Source organism: Pseudomonas iranensis (genome assembly GCF_014268585.2).
Classification (GTDB): Bacteria; Pseudomonadota; Gammaproteobacteria; order Pseudomonadales; family Pseudomonadaceae; genus Aquipseudomonas; species Aquipseudomonas iranensis.
Genome location: NZ_CP077092.1, coordinates 2,008,014 through 2,028,408, shown reverse-complemented (window position 1 = coordinate 2,028,408; position 20,395 = coordinate 2,008,014). Strand labels below are relative to the sequence as shown.

The window sequence follows — 20,395 nt, the reverse complement described above, 5'->3', positions numbered from 1 at the left end:
ATTTTATAAATCGCAGACAGCAAAAAGCCCGCACAAGGCGGGCTTTTTGTGGTGTCTGGCGTTCAGTTCCAGATACCGAATATGGCGCAGCGGACGGGACTCGAACCCGCGACCCCCGGCGTGACAGGCCGGTATTCTAACCGACTGAACTACCGCTGCGCGAAACGCTTGAAACGAATGGTGGGTGATGACGGGATCGAACCGCCGACATTCTGCTTGTAAGGCAGACGCTCTCCCAGCTGAGCTAATCACCCTTCGCTTCGTTACGGGGCGCATTATGCCACAGGTTTTCGTAAAGTGTTGATTTAATTGAATATTTTTCAAAAAAATCTGAAAACCGGTGAAACGATACATCCCGCGGGTACAACCTTGAGACAGAAAAAAACCCGCTTCAGCGGGTTTTTCCGTGGCGACCTGGCGTTCAGTGGTCCAGGTTACCGAATATGGCGCAGCGGACGGGACTCGAACCCGCGACCCCCGGCGTGACAGGCCGGTATTCTAACCGACTGAACTACCGCTGCGCTAAACACTTGAAACGAATGGTGGGTGATGACGGGATCGAACCGCCGACATTCTGCTTGTAAGGCAGACGCTCTCCCAGCTGAGCTAATCACCCTTCGCTTCGGTGTGGCGCGCATTCTACGGAGCACCCCCACCTCTGGCAAGCACTTTTTTAAATAATTTTCCGAGGCCTTCCAAAGGCTTAGAGAAGGGTTGGCCTATGCCCCGGCGAAGACAATAATGCCCCCCTTTGTATAAAGGAGTGACTCGCCCCATGTGGTTCAAGAACCTGCTGATCTATCGCCTGACCCAAGACCTGCCTGTCGACGCCGAGGCGCTGGAAACTGCACTGGCGACCAAACTGGCGCGGCCGTGTGCAAGCCAGGAGCTGACCACTTACGGTTTCGTTGCGCCGTTCGGCAAGGGCGAAGATGCGCCGCTGGTACACGTCAGCGGCGATTTCCTGCTGATCTCTGCGCGCAAGGAAGAACGTATTCTGCCGGGCAGCGTTGTGCGTGACGCGGTCAAGGAAAAGGTCGAAGAGATCGAGGCCGAGCAGATGCGCAAGGTCTATAAGAAGGAACGCGACCAGATCAAGGATGAAATCGTCCAGGCGTTTCTGCCGCGCGCGTTCATTCGTCGTTCGTCGACCTTCGCCGCGATCGCGCCGAAACAGGGCCTGATCCTGGTCAACTCGGCCAGCCCGAAACGTGCTGAAGACCTGCTGTCGACCCTGCGCGAAGTGATCGGCACCCTGCCCGTGCGTCCGCTCACCGTGAAAATGGCACCGACTGCGGTGATGACCGAGTGGGTCACCACGCAGAAAGCCGCCGACGATTTCTATGTGCTGGACGAGTGCGAACTGCGCGACACCCACGAAGACGGCGGCATCGTCCGTTGCAAGCGTCAGGACCTGACCAGCGAAGAAATCCAGCTGCACCTGAGCACCGGCAAAGTCGTCACTCAGCTGTCGCTGGCCTGGCAGGACAAACTGTCGTTCATGCTCGACGACAAGATGACCGTCAAACGCCTGAAATTCGAGGATCTGTTGCAGGATCAGGCGGAACAGGACGGTGGCGACGAAGCCCTGGGCCAACTGGATGCCAGCTTCACCCTGATGATGCTGACCTTCGGCGACTTCCTGCCGGCACTGGTTGAAGCGTTGGGTGGGGAAGAGATGCCGCAGGGGATCTGACTCTGACGAGTATCTAACCTGTGGGAGCGAGCCTGCTCGCGAATGCGGTGTGCCAACAACATTAATGTGTCTGGCTCACCGCTTTCGCGAGCAGGCTCGCTCCCACAATGTTTTGTGGTGTAACCAAAAATAAGGATCAAGCCATGCGCGCACTGGCTGCACTCAGCCGCTTTGTCGGCAATACCTTCGCTTACTGGGTTCTGATATTCGCCGTCGTGGCCTTTCTGCAACCGGCGTGGTTCATCGGCCTGAAAAGCGCGATCGTACCGCTGCTGGGTCTGGTGATGTTCGGCATGGGTCTGACCCTCAAACTCGACGACTTCGCTGCCGTCGCTCGCCATCCGTGGCGGGTGGCGCTGGGCGTGGTTGCGCATTTCGTGATCATGCCCGGTGTGGCGTGGTTGCTCTGCCAGGTGTTTCACCTGCCTCCGGAAATCGCCGTCGGGGTGATTCTGGTCGGTTGCTGCCCGAGCGGCACCTCGTCAAACGTGATGACCTGGCTGGCACGCGGTGATCTGGCGCTTTCCGTGGCCATTGCTGCCGTCACCACCCTCCTCGCCCCGCTGCTGACCCCGGCACTGATCTGGCTGCTGGCCTCGGCGTGGTTGCCGGTATCGTTCATGGAGCTGTTCTGGTCGATCCTGCAAGTGGTGCTGCTGCCGATCGTTCTCGGCGTGGTCGCGCAGCGTCTGCTCGGCGACAAGGTGCGGCATGCGGTGGATGTGTTGCCGCTGGTGTCGGTGGTCAGCATCGTGATTATCGTCACCGCCGTGGTGGCGGCCAGTCAGGCGAAAATCGCCGAGTCCGGCCTGCTGATCATGGCCGTGGTCATGCTGCACAACAGCTTCGGTTATCTGCTCGGCTACTTCACCGGGCGCCTGTTCGGCCTGCCGCTGGCTCAGCGCAAGTCGCTGGCACTGGAAGTCGGCATGCAGAATTCTGGCTTGGGCGCCGCGTTGGCCAGTGCGCACTTCTCGCCACTGGCGGCGGTGCCGAGCGCGCTGTTCAGCGTCTGGCACAATATTTCCGGAGCACTGCTGTCGACGTACTTCCGGCGCATGAGCGAAAAAGAAGACCGCGACAACCTCGCACAGCGGGCTGCCGATTGAGGCTGAAAACTTGATCCTCGGGTTAATGCTCGTCAGTATATTGCGCAACGCGGGGACGACCCTGCGGCTCGCTCGAGTCATTAATCTGGGGACGACCCCGTCACTCGATGGAGGTCCTGCATGTCCTGGATCATTCTGTTTTGCGCCGGCCTGTTCGAAGTCGGCTGGGCCGTCGGCCTGAAATACACCGACGGCTTCACCCGCCCGCTCCCCACTGCCCTCACCGTTGCCGCCATGGCCATCAGCCTTGGTTTGCTCGGTCTGGCGATGAAGGAATTGCCGCTGGGTACGGCGTATGCGATCTGGACCGGTGTCGGTGCCGTGGGTACGGTGATCGCCGGGATCATTCTGTTTGGTGAATCGATGGCGTTGATTCGGCTGGTCAGTGTGGCGTTGATCGTCACGGGTTTGATTGGCCTTAAAGTCAGCGCTTAAGCCGATACCGTCTTCGCGAGCAGGCTCGCTCCCACGTTCAACCGCGTTCCGTCATTGGAACAGGGTCAACTGTGGGAGCGAGCCTGCTCGCGAAGGGGCCTTTTGATACACCGACTATCTAACAGATCCGCGCAACTCCCCCACCAACACCTGCAACTTCGCCGGCTCCGTCCCTTCGGTAATCGCCGGCCCTGCCACCAGCGTCACCCGCGACCACAAGCGATGGAACAAACCCTTGTTCGGATCGCGACTGAAGAAACTCCCCCACAATCCTTGCAGCGCCAGCGGAATCACCGGTACTGGGGTCTCTTCGAGAATCCGCGTCACGCCGCCACGAAACTCGTTGATCTCGCCATCGGCGGTCAATTTGCCTTCCGGGAAAATGCACACCAGTTCGCCGTCCTTCAGATACTGAGCGATGCGAGTGAAGGCTTTTTCGTAGATCTGGATATCTTCCTGGCGTCCGGCAATCGGAATAGCGCCCGCCGTGCGGAAAATAAAGTTCAACACCGGCAAGTTGTAGATCTTGTAGTACATGACAAAGCGAATCGGCCTACGCACGGCACCGCCGATGAGCAAGGCGTCAACGAACGACACGTGGTTGCACACCAGCAGCGCCGCGCCCTCGTCCGGGATCGCTTCAAGGTTGCGGTGCTCGACGCGGTACATGGAATGGCTGAGCAGCCAGATCATGAAGCGCATGCTGAATTCCGGAACGATCTTGAAGATGTAGGCGTTCACGCCGATGTTCAGCAGCGACACCACCAGGAACAGTTGCGGGATCGACAGCTTGGCGACGCTCAACAAGACGATCGAAACAATCGCCGACACCACCATAAACAGCGCGTTGAGAATGTTGTTGGCGGCAATCACCCGCGCCCGTTCGTTTTCAGCCGTGCGCGACTGGATCAGCGCGTACAGCGGCACAATATAGAAGCCGCCGAAAATGCCCAGGCCAAGGATGTCGATCAACACCGCCCAGGTGTGCACGAAGCCCAGCACGGCAATCCAGCTATGGCCGGTGACGCTGTCCGGGATCCCACCGGAATGCCACCACAGCAACAGGCCGAACACGGTCAGGCCAAACGAGCCAAAGGGCACCAGTCCGATCTCGACTTTGCGCCCCGAGAGCTTCTCGCAGAGCATCGAACCCAGCGCGATGCCCACCGAAAACACCGTCAAAATCAGCGTGACCACGGTTTCGTCACCGTGCATCCATTCCTTGGCGTAGGCCGGGATCTGCGTCAGGTAAATCGCCCCGACAAACCAGAACCACGAGTTGCCGACAATCGAGCGCGACACCGCAGGTGTCTGGCCCAGACCGAGTTTCAGCGTCGCCCAGGACTGGCTGAAGATATTCCAGTTCAGGCGCATTTCCGGCGACGAGGCCGCCGCGCGCGGAATGCTGCGGCTGGCCAGATAACCCAGCACGGCAATGCCGACGATCGCTGCGGAGACTACCGGCGCGTAGTGCTCGGACGACATCATGATCCCGGCGCCGATGGTGCCGGCGAGAATCGCCAGAAACGTGCCCATTTCCACCAGACCGTTGCCGCCGACCAATTCATCGTCGCGCAAGGCCTGCGGCAGGATCGAATACTTCACCGGGCCGAACAACGCCGAGTGAGTGCCCATGGCGAACAGTGCCACCAGCATCAGCGACAGATGATCGAAGAGGAAGCCGATCGATCCTACGGCCATGATGGCGATTTCCGCGAGTTTGATCAGACGGATCAGCGCGTCCTTGGCGAATTTTTCCCCGAACTGCCCGGCCAGCGCCGAGAACAGGAAAAACGGCAGGATAAACAGCAGCGCGCAGAGGTTGACCCAGATCGAGCGATCGCCCTCGATGGTCAGCCGATAGAGGATGGCGAGGATCAACGACTGCTTGAACACGTTGTCGTTGAACGCGCCGAGCGACTGGGTAATAAAGAAGGGCAAAAAGCGCCGGGTGCGCAACAGGTTGAACTGTGAGGGGTGACTCATCTTCCGTGTTTCCTGATGTTAGGTAGTGAGGCCTGGGTGCTTGTTATTGGAATCCCGCACCACGATCCAGGCCACACCTTACCTAAACTTTTCGGATTATTTCTTCAAACCTGCAATACACGGCGAGACAAACAGCTCGCCTCGCCACGCGCCCTGCACGGTGCGCTTGCCGACGATCAGCCACATTGCCGCCAACAAAATCACCAGCGCCGTACCGAACACACTGAAAAATGTCAGGTTGAGGATACTTGCCAGTTTCAGCGTCGCCAGCGAATACACGCCCAATGGAAAGGTGAAGCCCCACCAGCCGAGGTTGAACGGAATGCCGTCACGCAGATAACGCACGGTGATCAGCAGCGCCATCAACATCCACCACAGACCAAAACCCCACAGCGTGATCCCAGCGACCAGACCCAGGCCTGAAGCAATTTCACCGACGCCGGGCAGACCATTCGCGGCAAAAATCGCTGGTGCCTCACCGCCCAACAGCAACATGCCCAGCGCACCGGTGCCGATCGGCCCCAGCGCCAGCCAGCTCGACGCGGCCATGTTTTCGTGGGGCAGTTTGTGCAAGGCCATGCGCAGCAACAAAATGGTGAGAATGCTGAACGCCACTGGCAGCGAGAATGCCCAGAGCACATAGCTGGTGGTCAGTGCGACGAGTTGTCCATGGGCGTCGGGCAGATGCGGCGCGAGCAGGCCACCGCTGGCCGCTGCCACTTCCGCTGCCACCACCGGCAGCAACCAGACCGCGGTCATCTGATCGATGCTGTGTTCCTGACGGGTAAACATCATGTACGGAATCAACACACCGCAAGCTAGCGACATCGCTACATCGATCCACCACAGCACTTCAACGAGCTGAATGACACCGTCGCCCCAGCGCGGCAGCCCGAACAACAGAAAGCCGTTGATGATCGTCGCCAGGCCCATGGGAATGGTGCCGAAGAACATCGACACGGTGGAATGACCGAAAATCCGCCGCGCCTCGTCAAAGAACAAAATCCAGCGCGCGGCGTAGGCAGCGGTAAACAGGCTGAACAACAGAATGTTGAACAGCCACAGCCCCTCGGCCACGGCGCGCAATCCGGGAATGGCCAGCGGCAACTGAGCAAGTGCCAATGCCAGCACACCGGTGCCCATGGTTGCGGCGAACCAGTTCGGCGTGAATTGACGAATCACTTCACGAGGATGTTGAAGCTGACTGAAAGGTTTGTAGCCGGGGGTGACACTGTTGGGGCAAATCATCATGAACTCCTGTCCTCTGGTGAGGTTGAGTCCATGGTAGATCCGAATCGAATATCGATATAACGGGTAATATCTCTAACTGTTATCTATTTTGCAGATAAGCGTCCACACGCGCTAAGGAGCGCTGCAAACTCTGCCCGTCTGCGGACGCAGACTGAGCACCAGCGCAGCAACGGCCAGCACGATCAACACAACGCCGTAACCGTCGGTGGTCGCCAGCAGTCCAAAGTTGCGCGCCAGATACCCGGCCAGCAACGCCGGCAAACAGAACGCCAGATAACTGAGCACGTAGTACGCCGACATCAACCCGGCTCGTTCATGCGGCAAAGCCAGCGGTACCAGGCTGCGCACCGCTCCGAGAAAGCCCGAACCAAAGCCGCAACCGGCGACCAGGGTGCCAAAGAAAAACAACGACAGACTGGCGCCATGCACGCCGAGCAGAATCAGGACCAGCCCGACCGGCAGCAGGCTCGCGCCCAGCCGCAGCGCCTGAGCGGCCGGACGATTGCGCATCATGAAAATCATCAACGCACCGGTCACGGTGAGCGCCGCGACCGTAGCGCCGCCGATCAGATTGGAGGTAGAGCCAGTGGCCGTGCGCACCAATGACGGCGCCAGCGAGGCGTAGAAACCACCGAGCGCCCAGGTTGCGGTGTTCAATGGCAGCACGCGCCACAACGTTGAACGCGCTTGCACCGGCACGTGCAGGGTCGGCCGCAACGACGCCAGCGCCCCACCTTGCCGCGAGACACTTTCCGGCAGACGCCAGACATAGATGCCTTGCAACACGAACAACGCCAACAGCAACCAATAGGTCAGTTGCAACGGCGCGGGTGCAAATTCTGCCAGCAAGCCACAGCCCAAACCGCCCAGAGCCATACCCAGTAACGGCGCGACGCTGTTAACCAGCGGCCCCTGCTGCCGGTCGGTGTCGAGCAGCGTTGCGCTCAAAACGGCAGTGGCCATGCCAGTGGCAAAACCCTGCAACACCCGTGCGCTGATCAACCAAGCCACGCTATCGGCATGGATGAACAGCAACATGGCCAGCGCATTGAGCAACACGGCGGTAAAGATCACCGGTTTGCGGCCCAAATGGTCGGAAAGCGAACCGACCGTCAGCAACGCTGCCAACAGACTGAAAGCGTAAACGGCGAAGATCAGCGTCAATATCGCTGCCGAGAAACGCAGTTGATCCTGATACAAGTGATACAACGGCGTCGGCGCGGTGGAAGCGGCGAGAAAACTGAGTAAGGTGATCGCCAGAAACCACAAGCTGGACCGGTGGGAAGCGAAATTATTCAAGGGGCTGGTCATGGGCACACTCCGCAAAAGCTAATTTTTTGCTTTTGCGCAGTGTGCTACCGCCCAGCGCTTAAAGCAAATTCTTTGTGTTAAGGTCTGCCGCATGGCTATTAAAGAAGGTTTACGCCCCGGTGGCCGCAGTGCCCGGGTGCAGGAGTCGATTCATTCGGCGGTCAATGCGCTGCTGCAAGAGCAGGAACGTTCCACCGTGACCGTCCCGCAAATCGCCGCCCGCGCGGGGGTTACGCCGTCGACGATCTACCGCCGCTGGGGTGATCTGGCAGCATTGCTGGCGGACGTCGCCCTCGCCCGCATGCGCCCGGACAGCGAGCCGGCGGACACTGGCAGCCTGCGCGGCGATATCCGCGCCTGGGCCGAGCAATATTTCGACGAGATGAGTTCAGAGGTCGGGCGCAACATGATGCGCGACGTGCAAGCGAGCGCGACGCCGGGCTATTGCGTGGCGATCATTGGTGCGCAGTTGCAGACCATTGTCGATCGCTATTCGGATGAAAAGACACCGAGTGTCGACCGCTTGATCAATCTGGTGGTGGCGCCGGTGGTGTTCCGGATTCTGTTTTCGGCCACGGCGCTGGAGGTGGATGAGTTGCATCGGTTGATCGATATTGCGCTGCATCTGGACTGACGCGCTCGCTTCCACAAGGAAATGCATTCCAATTGTGGGAGCGAGCCTGCTCGCGAAGAGGCCCGCCCGGTCACCACAAAAACCACCCGGTACCCCGCCTGCGACACCCCGCCACGCCACGACCTTGGTCGACACTGACTAACCGCCGCGCCCGTGCGAGACTGTCCGCCCGGGCAGGAGTGCCGGGGAGTCTTTTTGTCGGGAGTGCTGCATGTCGTTGTCCACCGGGCTGATCGCCGTCGTTGCCCTGGCCTATATGGCCATCATGTTCGCTATCGCCTTCTACGGCGACCGTCGCAGCACGCCGTTGCCGCCACGGGTGCGCGCCTGGGTGTACAGCCTGTCGCTGGCGGTTTACTGCACCAGTTGGACGTTCTTCGGCGCGGTCGGTCAGGCGGCGGAACAATTGTGGTCATTCCTGCCGATCTACCTCGGGCCGATCCTGCTGCTGGTCGGCGCGCCGTGGGTCCTGCAGAAAATGGTGATGATCAGCAAACAGGAGAACATCACCTCCATCGCCGACTTCATCGCCGCGCGCTACGGCAAATCGCAATCGCTGGCGGTGGTGGTGGCGCTGATCTGTCTGGTCGGCGTGTTGCCCTATATTGCCCTGCAACTCAAAGGCATCGTCCTCGGCGTGAACCTGTTGATCGGCGCCGGCGCCGATGCCATGGGCACCCGCGCTCAAGACACGGCGCTGATCGTGTCGCTGGTGCTAGCCCTGTTCACCATCGTTTTCGGTACGCGCAACCTCGACGCCACCGAACACCACCGTGGCATGGTGCTGGCGATTGCCTTTGAATCGCTGGTCAAGCTGTTCGCCTTTCTCGCCGTCGGCGCCTTCGTCACGTACGGCCTGTATGACGGTTTCGACGACCTGTTCAATCAGGCGATGCTCGCCCCGCGCCTTGAGGCGTATTGGAAGGAAACCATCAACTGGCCATCGATGGTGGTGCAGACCGGCGTGGCGATGATGGCGATCATCTGCCTGCCGCGGCAATTTCACGTGACCGTGGTGGAGAACATCGACCCGCAGGATCTGCGACTGGCGAAATGGGTGTTCCCCGCCTATCTGGCTTTGGCCGCATTGTTTGTAGTACCGATCGCCCTTGCCGGTCAGATGATGCTGCCCAGTGATGTGCTGCCCGACTCGTTCGTGATCAGCCTGCCGCTGGCCCAGGCCCATCCGGCGCTGGCGATGCTGGCGTTTATCGGCGGCGCATCGGCAGCGACCGGCATGGTGATTGTCGCCAGCGTCGCGCTGTCGACCATGGTTTCCAACGACATGCTGTTGCCGTGGCTGTTGCGCCGCAACAACGCCGAGCGCCCGTTCGAGGTGTTCCGCCAGTGGATGCTCTCGGTGCGCCGCGTGAGCATCGTGGTGATTCTGCTGCTGGCCTATGTCAGTTATCGCTTGCTTGGCTCGACCGCGAGCCTGGCGACCATCGGCCAGATCGCCTTCGCGGCGGTGACGCAACTGGCGCCAGCCATGCTCGGCGCGCTGTACTGGAAACAGGCCAACCGCCGGGGCGTGTTCGCCGGCCTCGCCACCGGCACGTTCCTGTGGTTTTACACGCTGGTGCTGCCGATTGCCGCGCACAGTCTCGGCTGGTCGCTGGCGAGTTTCCCCGGGTTGGCGTGGCTGCACAGCAATCCACTGAACCTGCCGATCACGCCGCTGACCCAAGGCGTGGTGTTGTCGCTGGCGGGTAACTTCACCCTGTTCGCCTGGGTCTCGGTGCTCTCGCGCACGCGGGTTTCCGAGCACTGGCAGGCCGGGCGTTTCATCGGCCAGGAAATCAGCGCGCGACCTAATGCTCGCTCGATGCTGGCGGTGCAGATCGACGATCTGCTGCAACTGGCGGCACGTTTCGTCGGCGAAGAACGCGCGCGGCAGAGCTTCATTCGCTTCGCCTACCGTCAGGGCAAGGGCTTCAACCCCAACCAGAACGCCGACAGCGAATGGATTGCCCACACCGAACGCTTGCTCGCCGGTGTCCTCGGCGCTTCTTCGACGCGCGCCGTAGTAAAGGCCGCCATCGAAGGTCGGGAAATGCAGTTGGAGGACGTAGTCCGAATCGCTGACGAAGCCTCGGAAGTGCTGCAGTTCAACCGCGCGCTGCTGCAAGGCGCGATCGAGAACATCACCCAGGGCATCAGCGTGGTCGACCAGTCGCTGAAACTGGTGGCGTGGAACCGGCGTTATCTGGAGCTGTTCAACTACCCCGACGGCCTGATCAGCGTCGGCCGGCCGATTGCCGACATCATTCGCTACAACGCCGAACGCGGCTTGTGCGGCCCCGGCGAAGCAGAAGTGCACGTCGCGCGACGCTTGCACTGGATGCGTCAGGGCCGCGCGCATACTTCCGAACGGTTGTTCCCCAACGGCCGGGTGATCGAGCTGATCGGCAACCCGATGCCCGGCGGCGGATTTGTCATGAGCTTCACCGACATTACCGCGTTCCGCGAAGCCGAACAGGCGCTGACCGAGGCTAACGAAGGGCTGGAACAACGGGTCAGCGAACGCACCCAGGAACTGTCGCAACTCAACGTCGCGCTCACCGAAGCCAAGGGCAATGCCGAGGCGGCCAACCAGTCGAAAACCCGCTTCCTCGCCGCCGTCAGCCACGACTTGATGCAACCGCTGAACGCCGCGCGACTGTTCTCCGCCGCCCTCTCCCACCAGAATGAAGGCTTGAGCGCAGAGGCGCAGCAGCTGGTGCAACACCTCGACAGCTCGCTGCGTTCGGCGGAAGACCTGATCAGCGATCTGCTGGACATCTCGCGCCTGGAAAACGGCAAGATCAACCCGGATCGCAAAGCCTTCGCTGTCAACGAACTGTTCGACACCCTCGGCGCAGAATTCAAGGCGCTGGCCCAAGAGCAAAAGCTCACGTTCCGGGTGCGCGGCAGTCAATTGCGCATCGACAGCGACATCAAACTGCTGCGGCGGATTCTGCAAAACTTCCTCACCAACGCGTTCCGATACGCCAAAGGCCCGGTGCTGCTGGGCGTGCGTCGGCGCGGTGGCGAACTGTGCCTGGAAGTCTGGGATCGCGGCCCGGGCATTCCGGAAGACAAGCAGCAAGTGATTTTCGAAGAATTCAAACGCCTCGACAGCCACCAGACCCGCGCCGAAAAAGGCCTGGGCCTGGGTCTGGCGATCGCCGATGGCTTGTGCCGCGTGCTCGGGCATACCCTGCGCGTTCGCTCCTGGCCGGGGCGCGGCAGTGTGTTCAGCGTGACAGTGCCGATCGCCCGCACGCAAACGCCTCCAGTTAGCGCCACGGTGGAACTGAACGGAAAACTGCTCAGCGGCGCGCAGGTACTGTGCATCGATAACGAAGACAGCATCCTGATCGGCATGAACAGCCTGTTGAGCCGCTGGGGCTGCCAAGTGTGGACGGCGCGCAATCGCGAAGAATGCGCAGCGATATTGAATGAAGGCGTGCGGCCGCAACTGGCGCTGGTCGATTATCACCTCGACCACGGCGACACCGGCACAGAGCTGATGGCCTGGTTGCGCACACGCCTGGGTGAACCCGTGCCAGGCGTGGTCATCAGCGCGGATGGACGCCCGGAGACCGTGGCGCAAGTGCATGCGGCGGGCCTGGATTACCTGGCCAAACCGGTGAAGCCGGCGGCATTGCGGGCACTGCTGAGTCGGTATTTGCCGTTGTAGAGAGTGATCTTGCAGACGCCTTCGCGAGCAGGCTCGCTCCCACAGAAAGCAAAAAGCAAGGCAGCGCAGCTGCCCGCGGCGAAGCCGCCCCACTCAACAATGAGCGTTAGCTCGAGTGCTTTTGATCTTGCTTTTGATCCACCGGCGACGTCGGAAGGCTGAGTGGAGGGATTGATCCGGGCGTGGGAGCGCAGCGACCGTACGACGCAGTCGTACACAGCGGAAGGAGGTGCAGCGAAGCAAACCGTAGCCGCTGCGCCCGGATCGATCCCGGAGCGAAGGGACCCGAGCTTGCGAGGGCCGAACGTAGGAGCAAGCGTTTTTTTGCTTACTTTTTTTAGGCGTTTGTAAAAAAAGTGAGTCGCCGTAAGGGCGAAACCGCCAGCCGCCATCACCGCAGCAACGGATATGCCCCCAATCAGCCAAACAAAGCCTTTATTCAGGCAACTCAACCAACCCATCAACATCCGTCATCGCCCGCTCCAGCAAATCCGCCGGCAAGCTCTTGCTCGCCCGCGCACCGAGCAGCTTCAACTGCTCACTGCGGCTGACCAGATTACCGCGCCCCTCTGTCAGCTTGTTACGCGCCGAGCTGTAAGCCTTGTCCAGTTGCTGCAGACGATTGCCCACTTCGTCCAGATCCTGAATAAACAACACGAACTTGTCGTACAGCCAGCCCGCGCGCTCGGCGATTTCCCGGGCGTTCTGGCTCTGCCGTTCCTGCTTCCACAGACTGTCGATCACCCGCAACGTGGCCAGCAGCGTAGTCGGACTGACGATCACGATATTGCGGTCGAAAGCATCCTGAAACAGCGACGGCTCAGCCTGCAATGCCGCAGAAAACGCCGCTTCAATCGGTACGAACAGCAAAACGAAATCGAGGCTGTGCAAGCCTTCCAGACGCTTGTAATCCTTGCCGGCCAGACCTTTGACATGATTGCGCAGCGACAATACGTGCTGCTTGATCGCGATCTGCCCCAACGTGTCGTCATCAGCCGCAACATATTGTTGATAGGCCGTGAGGCTGACTTTCGAGTCGACCACCACCTGCTTGTCGCCGGGCAGATAAATGATCACATCGGGCTGGAAGCGCTCACCGTCCGGGCCTTTGAGATTGACCTGAGTCTGATACTCGCGGCCCTTCTCCAGACCCGCGTGCTCAAGAACGCGCTCGAGGATCAATTCGCCCCAATTGCCCTGGGTTTTCTGGCCCTTGAGCGCGCGAGTCAGATTGGTCGCTTCGTCGCTCAGGCGCAGGTTCAACGCCTGCAAACGCTCCAGCTCCTTGGCCAGCGAGAAGCGCTCGCGGGCTTCGGCCTGATAGCTTTCTTCAACGCGTTTTTCAAAAGACTGGATGCGCTCTTTCAACGGATCAAGCAACTGCCCGAGCCGCTGCTGGCTGGTTTCGGCAAAGCGCTGCTCACGCTCATCGAAGATCTTGCCGGCCAGCTCGGCGAATTGCGCGCGCAGTTCATCGCGTGAGCCTTGCAGGTCGTTGAGACGTTGTTGATGGCTTTCCTGTTGCTCGCGCAGTTCGGCACTCAGCGAGGCAGCGTGGGCGTCGAGGCGGCGTAACTCAGCATCCTTGTTGGCGCGTTCGAGGTTCCAGGCGTGGGAGGCGTCGCGGGCGTCGTCGCGCTCGATCTGCAGCAATTCAACTTCGCGGCGCAGCGCGGCGAGGTCTGCCTGTTTGGCGGCGTTGGCCTGGCCGAGGTCGGCGATCTCATCGCGACTCGCTTCAAGCTGCGCGGTGAGGCCGTCCTGGGCCAGTTGCGCCATCGCCAGGCGCTCTTCGAGCAAGGCCAGATCGGCCTGGGCGTTGCTGGCCCTGCGTTGCAGTTGCCAAGCCAGCGCCAACAGCGGCAACCCTGCCGCCGCAAGACCGAGCAATACGCTGGTCAAGTCCATAGCCATAGCGACTCCTGCCAATCGGATAAAGCCTGAAGGTTAACCAAGGTGTCAGGGCTTGGACAGCTCAGTCTTCGATCAGACCGAGTTCCTGCTGCGCGCGACGGTCACCGGCACGGGCGGCCTGACGCAGCAACTCCTGACCGATACGCCGGTCACGGGCATTGCCGCACTCCCGGCAAATCAATTGGCCGAGACGGCTCTGTGCAGCGACCACACCTTCACGGGCCGGTTGCTTGAGCAGACGGCCGGCCAGGTGCTTGGCGCTGGGACTGTCGCTCAGGCGCGGCGCATCGAGCAGCCATTCGGCCACACGCACGGAAAAACGCTTGGGAGCGGTAACAGAGGTCGGGTTGGAGGTAACAGAGTCTGATACTGAGCGAAACTTCATAAAGCACTGCGGGACAGATCGGAAGGCGCGCCACTTTACTCTCTTTTTCTTACAGGTAAAGTCGAAAAAAACCCGGCACGCCCGTGCTAGAGCAAGCGCTAGGGACAATCCACAGAAGCTGTGGATAAGTCAGTGGACAACCGCTCTACGATCCCCGCAAAGCCTTATGGAATGGGGCTCGCAGTCAAACTGACGATTTTTTCACCAACAAAAAAAGACGATATTTTTCATTGACTTAAACTTTTGATACAGGCAGCGACTGGAGTCAGGATCGATGTGACAGTTGCGTTACGCTCTGCGCAACTAATGTGCACAAGTACCTGTGAGCCGGTTATATGCGTGCGCTTTTTCGGGTCATTTTGCGTAGCTGCGAGCGACCGAGAGGCTCTGCGAAAAGCATGCACGCCGACGGACGGTGCGACACGACCTTTCCCTGTGATCCTTTTTTTGGTCAGGGGGTTTGCTTCGCCCGAACGGATCCGTTACTATCCGCGGCGTTAGTACCAAGCTGAAAGTCAATTCCGGTCGAACATCTCCCCACGGTCAACTTCCAACAGGAAGACACTGCCGAAAAAAGCGGGAACGACCCCTCGATGGTTTCCAGGTAAATCTTGCGACGACGCTGCCTTTGAACGAAAACAAAGGGCGTTGCGAAGAACACTTACTCTGACCGAACCAACCTGCAAATTGATCAGGATCTTCACCCCGGGCCCAGAACCTTTGCCCTCGCTGTGATGCCTGTCCTCCTAAGTACCTACCTGCCAGCCCAAGCGCGCACATTTATCAGCGCTTCAAACTGGCTGCTTTGTTCCAGTCGGGTTCTTCGTTCGATCAATGGTGATCAACGTTACTGGAACGTTTTAACGTTGCACGGTTCTTATCCGTGTCATTTGTAGGAACACCTAATAACTATGTCTACTCAAATCCAGACTCAGGATGCCATTCGCACCCTAACCAACGCTTTTGCTCCAATGAACTGCCTGATCATGGCCGCTCGCAAAGGCTGCTTCAGCTTCACCGTGGTCAATGAACACGGCATCGCTCGTCACAGCGAGCGTTTGTACCCCGATCAATACTCCAGCGCCGAACCGCTGCAGGCCGTGATCGAGCGTACCCGTCAGGCACTGGTTGCCTGAAAGCCGGACAGGCTGAAAAAGCAAAGCCCTGCTGAAAAGCGGGGCTTTTTATCGCCTGATATTTCACTTTTAGCGCTGCGCATCTAAGCATGTTCCGATCTAACGCCCGGGATGCGATGGCGGAAATATTTTAAAAACAGGCCTTTACACGCTGAATATGACACTACACTTCAACTCAAGCGGCTTGACCCGCTTGCGGCGAGCCTGAGTCGATCCACTGCTGCCAAGGCCCCTTCAGGACTCGCCCTCAACAACAAGAACCGAGGGTGTTATGGGTATCGCTGCCAGCGAACTGTGCCGCTATGTGATCCGTCCCACACTGATTTATCTGGGACGCCACTGCGCAACTGCCGAATCCCTGCTGCTGGGTATCGCCGCCAGCCAGTCCGCCCTCGGGTCTGCCCTGCATGACCGCCGTGGCCACGGCCTCTACCGGATTGCCGAGCATCGCCATCAGGCCCTCTGGGATGATTATCTGGCGCTCGATCCGGAGCGCGCCAGCCTGGTGCGCGGCCTGGCCAGTCAGCATGCGTTCCTCAGCGGCCCGCATCTGGAACTGACCGTCAACCTGCGTTACGCCACTGCCATCGCCTGGCTGCTGGTAGAAGAACAAAACCCCACCCTCCCCGCTCCGACCGACCTGCTCGGCATGGCGCGTATCTGGCGCCAGACCTTTCAACCGCAAGGTCGTCTGCGCGACTTCACCTATGCCTGGCAAACCTGTGTTTCACCGCTGAATCAGGTCGCTTGCTGACCGGGCGGTTTCACAAGTTCTTGCATCAGGCCGCCATTTTGGTCGGATTGTCCTACAAAACCGCTCTAACTCAAGGCATACAGGCTATAGCGCTGGGACGAAAATGTTGGTAATTTTCGCCCCGGTGATCACCAGGAGTTCTAATAATGAAAAAAGTCATGCTCAAAACCACCCTTAGCCTCGCCGTTACCCTTGCCTCCACACAAATCTTCGCGGCAGGTTTTGCCCTCAACGAACAAAGCATCAGTGGGATGGGGACTGGTTTTGCCGGGCGATCTTCTTCTGCCGACGACGCAAGCACTGTTTATGGCAACCCGGCCGGCATGGCGCGCATCAAGCGCGAACAAGTCACCGGCGGTGTCGCCGTCGTCGATGCACACACCGATATCAGCAACGCCAGCTCCAGCCCTAACGGCGGTAGCAACAAAGGCGACATGGTGCCCTTCACCGCTGTACCTATGGGCTTCTATGTAAAACCGATCGATGACCACTGGGCATTCGGTCTCGGTGTGTACGTACCGTTCGGTCTGATCACGGATTACGAAAACGGCTTCGCCGGTCGTTACTTCGGCAGCAAGTCCGAAGTACAAGTCATCACTTTCCAGCCAACCGTCAGCTACGCCTTCAACGACAAGGTGTCGATCGGTTTCGGCCCGACCATCAACCGCATCGACGGCTCGCTGGAATCCAACCTGTCGATCACCCAGGCACTGCCGGACGGCAAGGTCAAGATCAAGGGTGACGACACCGCGCTGGGCTACAACGTCGGCTTGCTGGTCCAGGCCACCGACACCACCCGTGTCGGCCTGACCTACCACTCCAAGGTCGACTACAAGCTCGAAGGCGACACCAAGGTCAACTACAACGCTCTGGCGCTGGTGGGCGTTGGCGCCAACCAGAAGTACGACGCTTCGCTGAAGATCACCACGCCGGAATCCGTTGACCTGTCGGTGACCCAGGCGATCAACGATCGCTGGAACGTCTACGCCGGTACCACCTGGACCCGCTGGAGCCAGCTGGACAAGATCACCGTGAAGAACTCCGGGGTGCAGCCTCTGCTGGCCGGTCAGTTCGGTACGATCAACGAAGACCAGAACTGGCATGACTCCTGGGCCTACGCCGTGGGTACCTCGTACCAGTTGAACAAGGAATGGGTTCTGCGCACCGGTCTGACCTTCGACCAGTCGCCAACCAATAACGAAGACCGCTCGCCACGCATCCCGACTGGCGACCGCACCATCTTCAGTATCGGTGCCGGCTGGAGCCCGACTGACGACCTGACCATCGACGTCGCGTACTCGTACCTGAAAGAAGAGTCGGTCAACATCCGCAACGAAAACGCGCGTGGCCAGACCTACGATGCCAAGTATGAAAACTCGGCAAACGGCTTCGGTGTCGGCGCGACTTACCGCTTCTGATGCACCGTGGCGAGGCTAACCCCTCGCCCACCAAAAAGCCCCGCTCTCTTTACAGAGGCGGGGCTTTTTCTTGCCTGCAACTTTTCACTGGAACGACAAAATCACCCTTGTGGGAGCGAGCCTGCTCGCGAAGGCGGTATGTTAGATGTTGATGTGCTAACTGACACATCGCTTCGCGAGCAGGCCCGCTCCCACAGAGAACAGCATTAATCAGGGCTTCAGCGGCTTGGAGGCAATGGCCTTTTCGATCGCCGCAATAAATTCCGGATCATCCGGTTTGGTCAAACTGGAAAAACTCGCCACCACCTTGCCCTGCCGGTCGACCACATACTTGTAGAAATTCCACTTCGGCGCATTGCTCTGCGCGGCCAGCACCTGGAACAGATGCGTGGCGTCGTCGCCGCGAACCTTCTGCGGCTCGGTCATGTTGAAGGTCACGCCATAGTTGGCGTAGCAGACCTTGGCGGTTTCGGCGCTGTCCTTGGACTCCTGCTTGAAGTCATTGGACGGCACGCCGAGCATCTCCAGCCCTTGCGCCTTGTAGCGCTTGTTCAGCGCCTCGAGGCCTTCGAACTGCGGGGCGAAACCGCAGAAGCTGGCGGTATTGACTACCACCAGCGGCTTGTCGGCGTACTGCTTGCACAGATCGATGGATTCCTTGGCGCGCAGCTTGGGCAGCGAGCCTTGCAGCAGCTCAGGACAATCGGCGGCCTGGGCCAGGCCAGTCAACGCCATCAGCAACGCGGGAACAGCACACCAGCGCATCAACATGTCGAATTTCCTTGGGCAGTCATCAGGCTTCGACGTTACTCGCCACGCTGGCATCTAGCAAATACTCATGCCCAACTGCATCAGCGCCAGACCGCCGCGCTGCCAGCCCCACCACACCAGCGCCAACAGCGCTGCCGCCAGTGCGACAACAACGACCCGCGTGCATATCCGGTTCATGCTGCGCTCGCAGCGGCTTGCAGGCGGGCCACCGGACGCTCGCGCACCGGCCAGTTCAGCGCCGCCGCGAGCAGGCTCAAGAGAACCGCCACTTGCCAGATCAAGTCATAACTCCCGGTTCGGTCGTACACCACCCCGCCCAGCCAACCGCCAAGGAACGAGCCGAGCTGATGGAACAGAAAGACGATGCCACCGAGCATGGACAAATTGCGCACGCCGAACAAGGTCGCCACCGTACCGTTGGTCAACGGCACCGTCGACAGCCACAGGAAGCCCATGGCCATGCCGAACAGATACGCCGTGGTGGTCGTCACCGGCAACCACAGGAACAGCACGATCACCACCGCGCGCAGCAGATACAACGCCGTCAGCAGGCGCGGTTTGGACATGCGTCCACCAAGCCAGCCAGCGGTGTACGTGCCGAAAATGTTGAACAGCCCGATCAATGCCAACACCGTCGTGCCGACTGTCGCCGGCAGATGCTGATCGACCAGATACGCCGGCAGGTGCACGCCAATGAACACCACCTGGAAACCGCAGACAAAAAAGCCGAACGCCAGCAGCCAGAAACCGGAGTGCGAGCAGGCCTCACGCAGCGCTTCGGAAAGAGTCTGTTCATGGCCAAGCACCGGCAGCGGCTTGTCCTTGAGCATGCTCACCAGCGGCACAATCATCGCCACCAACAGGCCCAGCACCAACAGCGCGGCCGACCAGCCGAGCCAGCCGATCAAACCGAGCGTGCCCGGCAACATGGCGAACTGGCCGAACGAACCGGCGGCGCTGGCGATACCCATGCCCATGCTGCGTTTCTCTGGCGGCACAGCACGACCCACAACACCAAGAATGACCGAAAACGAAGTGCCCGAAAGACCGATACCGATCAGCAGGCCGGCACTCAGTGACAGAGTCACTGCCGAATCAGACAGGCCCATGCACACCAGGCCCGCCGCGTAGAGGATCCCACCGACCAGCACCACTTTCGCCGCGCCGAAGCGGTCAGCCAGCGCGCCGGTGAACGGCTGCGCCAGGCCCCAGATCAGGTTTTGCAGGGCTATGGCGAAGGCAAACACTTCGCGACCCCAGCCGAACTGCGCGCTCATCGGCGACAGGAACAGACCGAACCCGTGGCGCACGCCCAATGACAACGCCAGGATCAGCGCACTCCCCAGCAACACCCAACCGCACGTACGCCACATCGATGTCATTGTTATTCTCCAGTCGCGGGTATATACCCGCTTGAGCGCGAAAAAACCGGCGTCAGGCCAGTTCGTCGAGCAATTTGAGCAAGGTTTCGCGCTTCTCGGCACCGAGACGGTCGATCAGCCGCTGTTGCGCCGCTTCCCACGCCGGCAATGCCGCTGCCAGCCGCTGCACGCCGGTTTCGGTGAGGCGCACGATACGGTTGCGCATGTCCTCGCCTTCGGCAAGCGCCACCAGACCTTCGCCCTCCAGCACACGCAAATTACGCCCGAGCGTGCTGCGATCCAGGCCCATGGCCTCTGCCAGTTCGGAAATGCTCGGTTGCTCCAGCCGCTGCAGATTGCACAGCAGAGAATACTGGGCAACGTTGATCCCGAAGCCGTCGAGAGCGCCGTCGTAATGCCTGCTGACGCCACGCGCGGCGCGACGCAGGTTGGTGCACAAACACTGAGAAGGAAGCATGATGCGTGTATATACCCGCGAGTGTGTTAAATCAAGTTACAGATGAGTTTACTCTGAACATCATTGTCGCCGGT

General features: G+C 59.9%; 18 protein-coding genes and 4 tRNA genes. 8 read left to right on the top strand and 14 right to left on the bottom strand.

From position 1 onward, the window contains the following. Positions 1-82: 82 nt before the first annotated feature. The 4 genes from HU724_RS09040 to HU724_RS09025 all read right to left on the bottom strand — a co-directional run bounded on the left by HU724_RS09040 (position 83) and on the right by HU724_RS09025 (position 616). Positions 83-159 (bottom strand) — tRNA-Asp (locus HU724_RS09040). A gap of 19 nt (positions 160-178) precedes the next feature. Beyond that, positions 179-254: transfer RNA gene (locus HU724_RS09035), tRNA-Val, on the bottom strand. Between the two features lie 190 nt (positions 255-444). Beyond that, positions 445-521: transfer RNA gene (locus HU724_RS09030), tRNA-Asp, on the bottom strand. A 19-nt stretch (positions 522-540) separates the two neighbouring features. Further along, positions 541-616: transfer RNA gene (locus HU724_RS09025), tRNA-Val, on the bottom strand. 159 nt (positions 617-775) lie between these two features. Between HU724_RS09025 and rdgC the strand changes: the two genes are divergently transcribed. The 3 genes from rdgC to sugE all read left to right on the top strand — a co-directional run bounded on the left by rdgC (position 776) and on the right by sugE (position 3,240). Next, the gene (gene rdgC / locus HU724_RS09020; RefSeq protein ID WP_186565883.1) at positions 776-1,696 is read left to right on the top strand and encodes a recombination-associated protein RdgC; all 921 of its coding nucleotides are present in this window, start codon (positions 776-778) and stop codon (positions 1,694-1,696) included. Between the two features lie 143 nt (positions 1,697-1,839). Next, a complete protein-coding gene (locus tag HU724_RS09015) occupies positions 1,840-2,805 on the top strand; it encodes a bile acid:sodium symporter family protein (protein WP_041479525.1) in 966 nt (321 codons plus the stop codon). A gap of 120 nt (positions 2,806-2,925) precedes the next feature. Continuing rightward, positions 2,926-3,240, top strand: coding sequence for a quaternary ammonium compound efflux SMR transporter SugE (gene sugE, locus HU724_RS09010; protein WP_024012188.1), 315 nt, complete (start codon positions 2,926-2,928; stop codon positions 3,238-3,240). A 114-nt stretch (positions 3,241-3,354) separates the two neighbouring features. Here sugE and HU724_RS09005 read toward each other — a convergent pair whose 3' ends face one another. From HU724_RS09005 to HU724_RS08995, 3 genes are all read right to left on the bottom strand, one after another. Beyond that, positions 3,355-5,226, bottom strand: a complete 1,872-nt coding sequence (locus HU724_RS09005) for an MFS transporter (RefSeq protein ID WP_122602267.1) — start codon at positions 5,224-5,226, stop codon at positions 3,355-3,357. A 96-nt stretch (positions 5,227-5,322) separates the two neighbouring features. Next, positions 5,323-6,474, bottom strand: a complete 1,152-nt coding sequence (locus HU724_RS09000; RefSeq protein WP_186565885.1) for a TDT family transporter — start codon at positions 6,472-6,474, stop codon at positions 5,323-5,325. A gap of 114 nt (positions 6,475-6,588) precedes the next feature. Next, on the bottom strand, positions 6,589-7,776 hold the full coding sequence (locus tag HU724_RS08995; RefSeq protein WP_186566072.1) for an MFS transporter: 1,188 nt from the start codon (positions 7,774-7,776) through the stop codon (positions 6,589-6,591). Between the two features lie 103 nt (positions 7,777-7,879). On the opposite strand from HU724_RS08995, the gene HU724_RS08990 reads away from it, so the two are divergent. Then, positions 7,880-8,422, top strand: coding sequence for a TetR/AcrR family transcriptional regulator (locus HU724_RS08990; protein WP_186565888.1), 543 nt, complete (start codon positions 7,880-7,882; stop codon positions 8,420-8,422). A gap of 211 nt (positions 8,423-8,633) precedes the next feature. Continuing rightward, a complete protein-coding gene (locus HU724_RS08985) occupies positions 8,634-12,104 on the top strand; it encodes a hybrid sensor histidine kinase/response regulator (protein ID WP_024012183.1) in 3,471 nt (1,156 codons plus the stop codon). On the opposite strand, the gene HU724_RS08980 is transcribed toward HU724_RS08985, so the two are convergent. From HU724_RS08980 to HU724_RS08970, 3 genes are all read right to left on the bottom strand, one after another. Continuing rightward, entirely contained in the window at positions 12,038-12,565 is a 528-nt protein-coding gene (locus HU724_RS08980) for a hypothetical protein (protein ID WP_186565890.1), read from the bottom strand. The genes HU724_RS08985 and HU724_RS08980 overlap by 67 nt on opposite strands. Beyond that, entirely contained in the window at positions 12,540-13,904 is a 1,365-nt protein-coding gene (locus tag HU724_RS08975) for a DNA recombination protein RmuC (RefSeq protein ID WP_163012219.1), read from the bottom strand. Before HU724_RS08975 ends, HU724_RS08980 begins: the two co-directional genes overlap by 26 nt. A 175-nt stretch (positions 13,905-14,079) precedes the next feature. After that, on the bottom strand, positions 14,080-14,403 hold the full coding sequence (locus HU724_RS08970; RefSeq protein WP_024012181.1) for an SEL1-like repeat protein: 324 nt from the start codon (positions 14,401-14,403) through the stop codon (positions 14,080-14,082). A 911-nt stretch (positions 14,404-15,314) separates the two neighbouring features. On the opposite strand from HU724_RS08970, the gene HU724_RS08965 reads away from it, so the two are divergent. The 3 genes from HU724_RS08965 to HU724_RS08955 all read left to right on the top strand — a co-directional run bounded on the left by HU724_RS08965 (position 15,315) and on the right by HU724_RS08955 (position 17,711). Next, a complete protein-coding gene (locus HU724_RS08965; protein WP_016773719.1) occupies positions 15,315-15,539 on the top strand; it encodes a hypothetical protein in 225 nt (74 codons plus the stop codon). Between the two features lie 271 nt (positions 15,540-15,810). After that, the gene (locus tag HU724_RS08960) at positions 15,811-16,293 is read left to right on the top strand and encodes a hypothetical protein (RefSeq protein ID WP_024012180.1); all 483 of its coding nucleotides are present in this window, start codon (positions 15,811-15,813) and stop codon (positions 16,291-16,293) included. Between the two features lie 146 nt (positions 16,294-16,439). After that, the gene (locus tag HU724_RS08955) at positions 16,440-17,711 is read left to right on the top strand and encodes an OmpP1/FadL family transporter (RefSeq protein ID WP_186565892.1); all 1,272 of its coding nucleotides are present in this window, start codon (positions 16,440-16,442) and stop codon (positions 17,709-17,711) included. Between the two features lie 210 nt (positions 17,712-17,921). On the opposite strand, the gene HU724_RS08950 is transcribed toward HU724_RS08955, so the two are convergent. The 4 genes from HU724_RS08950 to HU724_RS08940 are packed head-to-tail and all read right to left on the bottom strand — an operon-like array spanning position 17,922 to position 20,321. Next, a complete protein-coding gene (locus HU724_RS08950) occupies positions 17,922-18,482 on the bottom strand; it encodes a glutathione peroxidase (RefSeq protein ID WP_071171497.1) in 561 nt (186 codons plus the stop codon). 54 nt (positions 18,483-18,536) lie between these two features. Further along, on the bottom strand, positions 18,537-18,659 hold the full coding sequence (locus HU724_RS27740) for a hypothetical protein (RefSeq protein WP_262137478.1): 123 nt from the start codon (positions 18,657-18,659) through the stop codon (positions 18,537-18,539). Beyond that, the gene (locus tag HU724_RS08945; protein ID WP_130912546.1) at positions 18,656-19,864 is read right to left on the bottom strand and encodes an MFS transporter; all 1,209 of its coding nucleotides are present in this window, start codon (positions 19,862-19,864) and stop codon (positions 18,656-18,658) included. Before HU724_RS08945 ends, HU724_RS27740 begins: the two co-directional genes overlap by 4 nt. A 52-nt stretch (positions 19,865-19,916) precedes the next feature. Next, positions 19,917-20,321, bottom strand: a complete 405-nt coding sequence (locus HU724_RS08940) for a MarR family winged helix-turn-helix transcriptional regulator (protein ID WP_016773714.1) — start codon at positions 20,319-20,321, stop codon at positions 19,917-19,919. Positions 20,322-20,395: the final 74 nt, after the last annotated feature.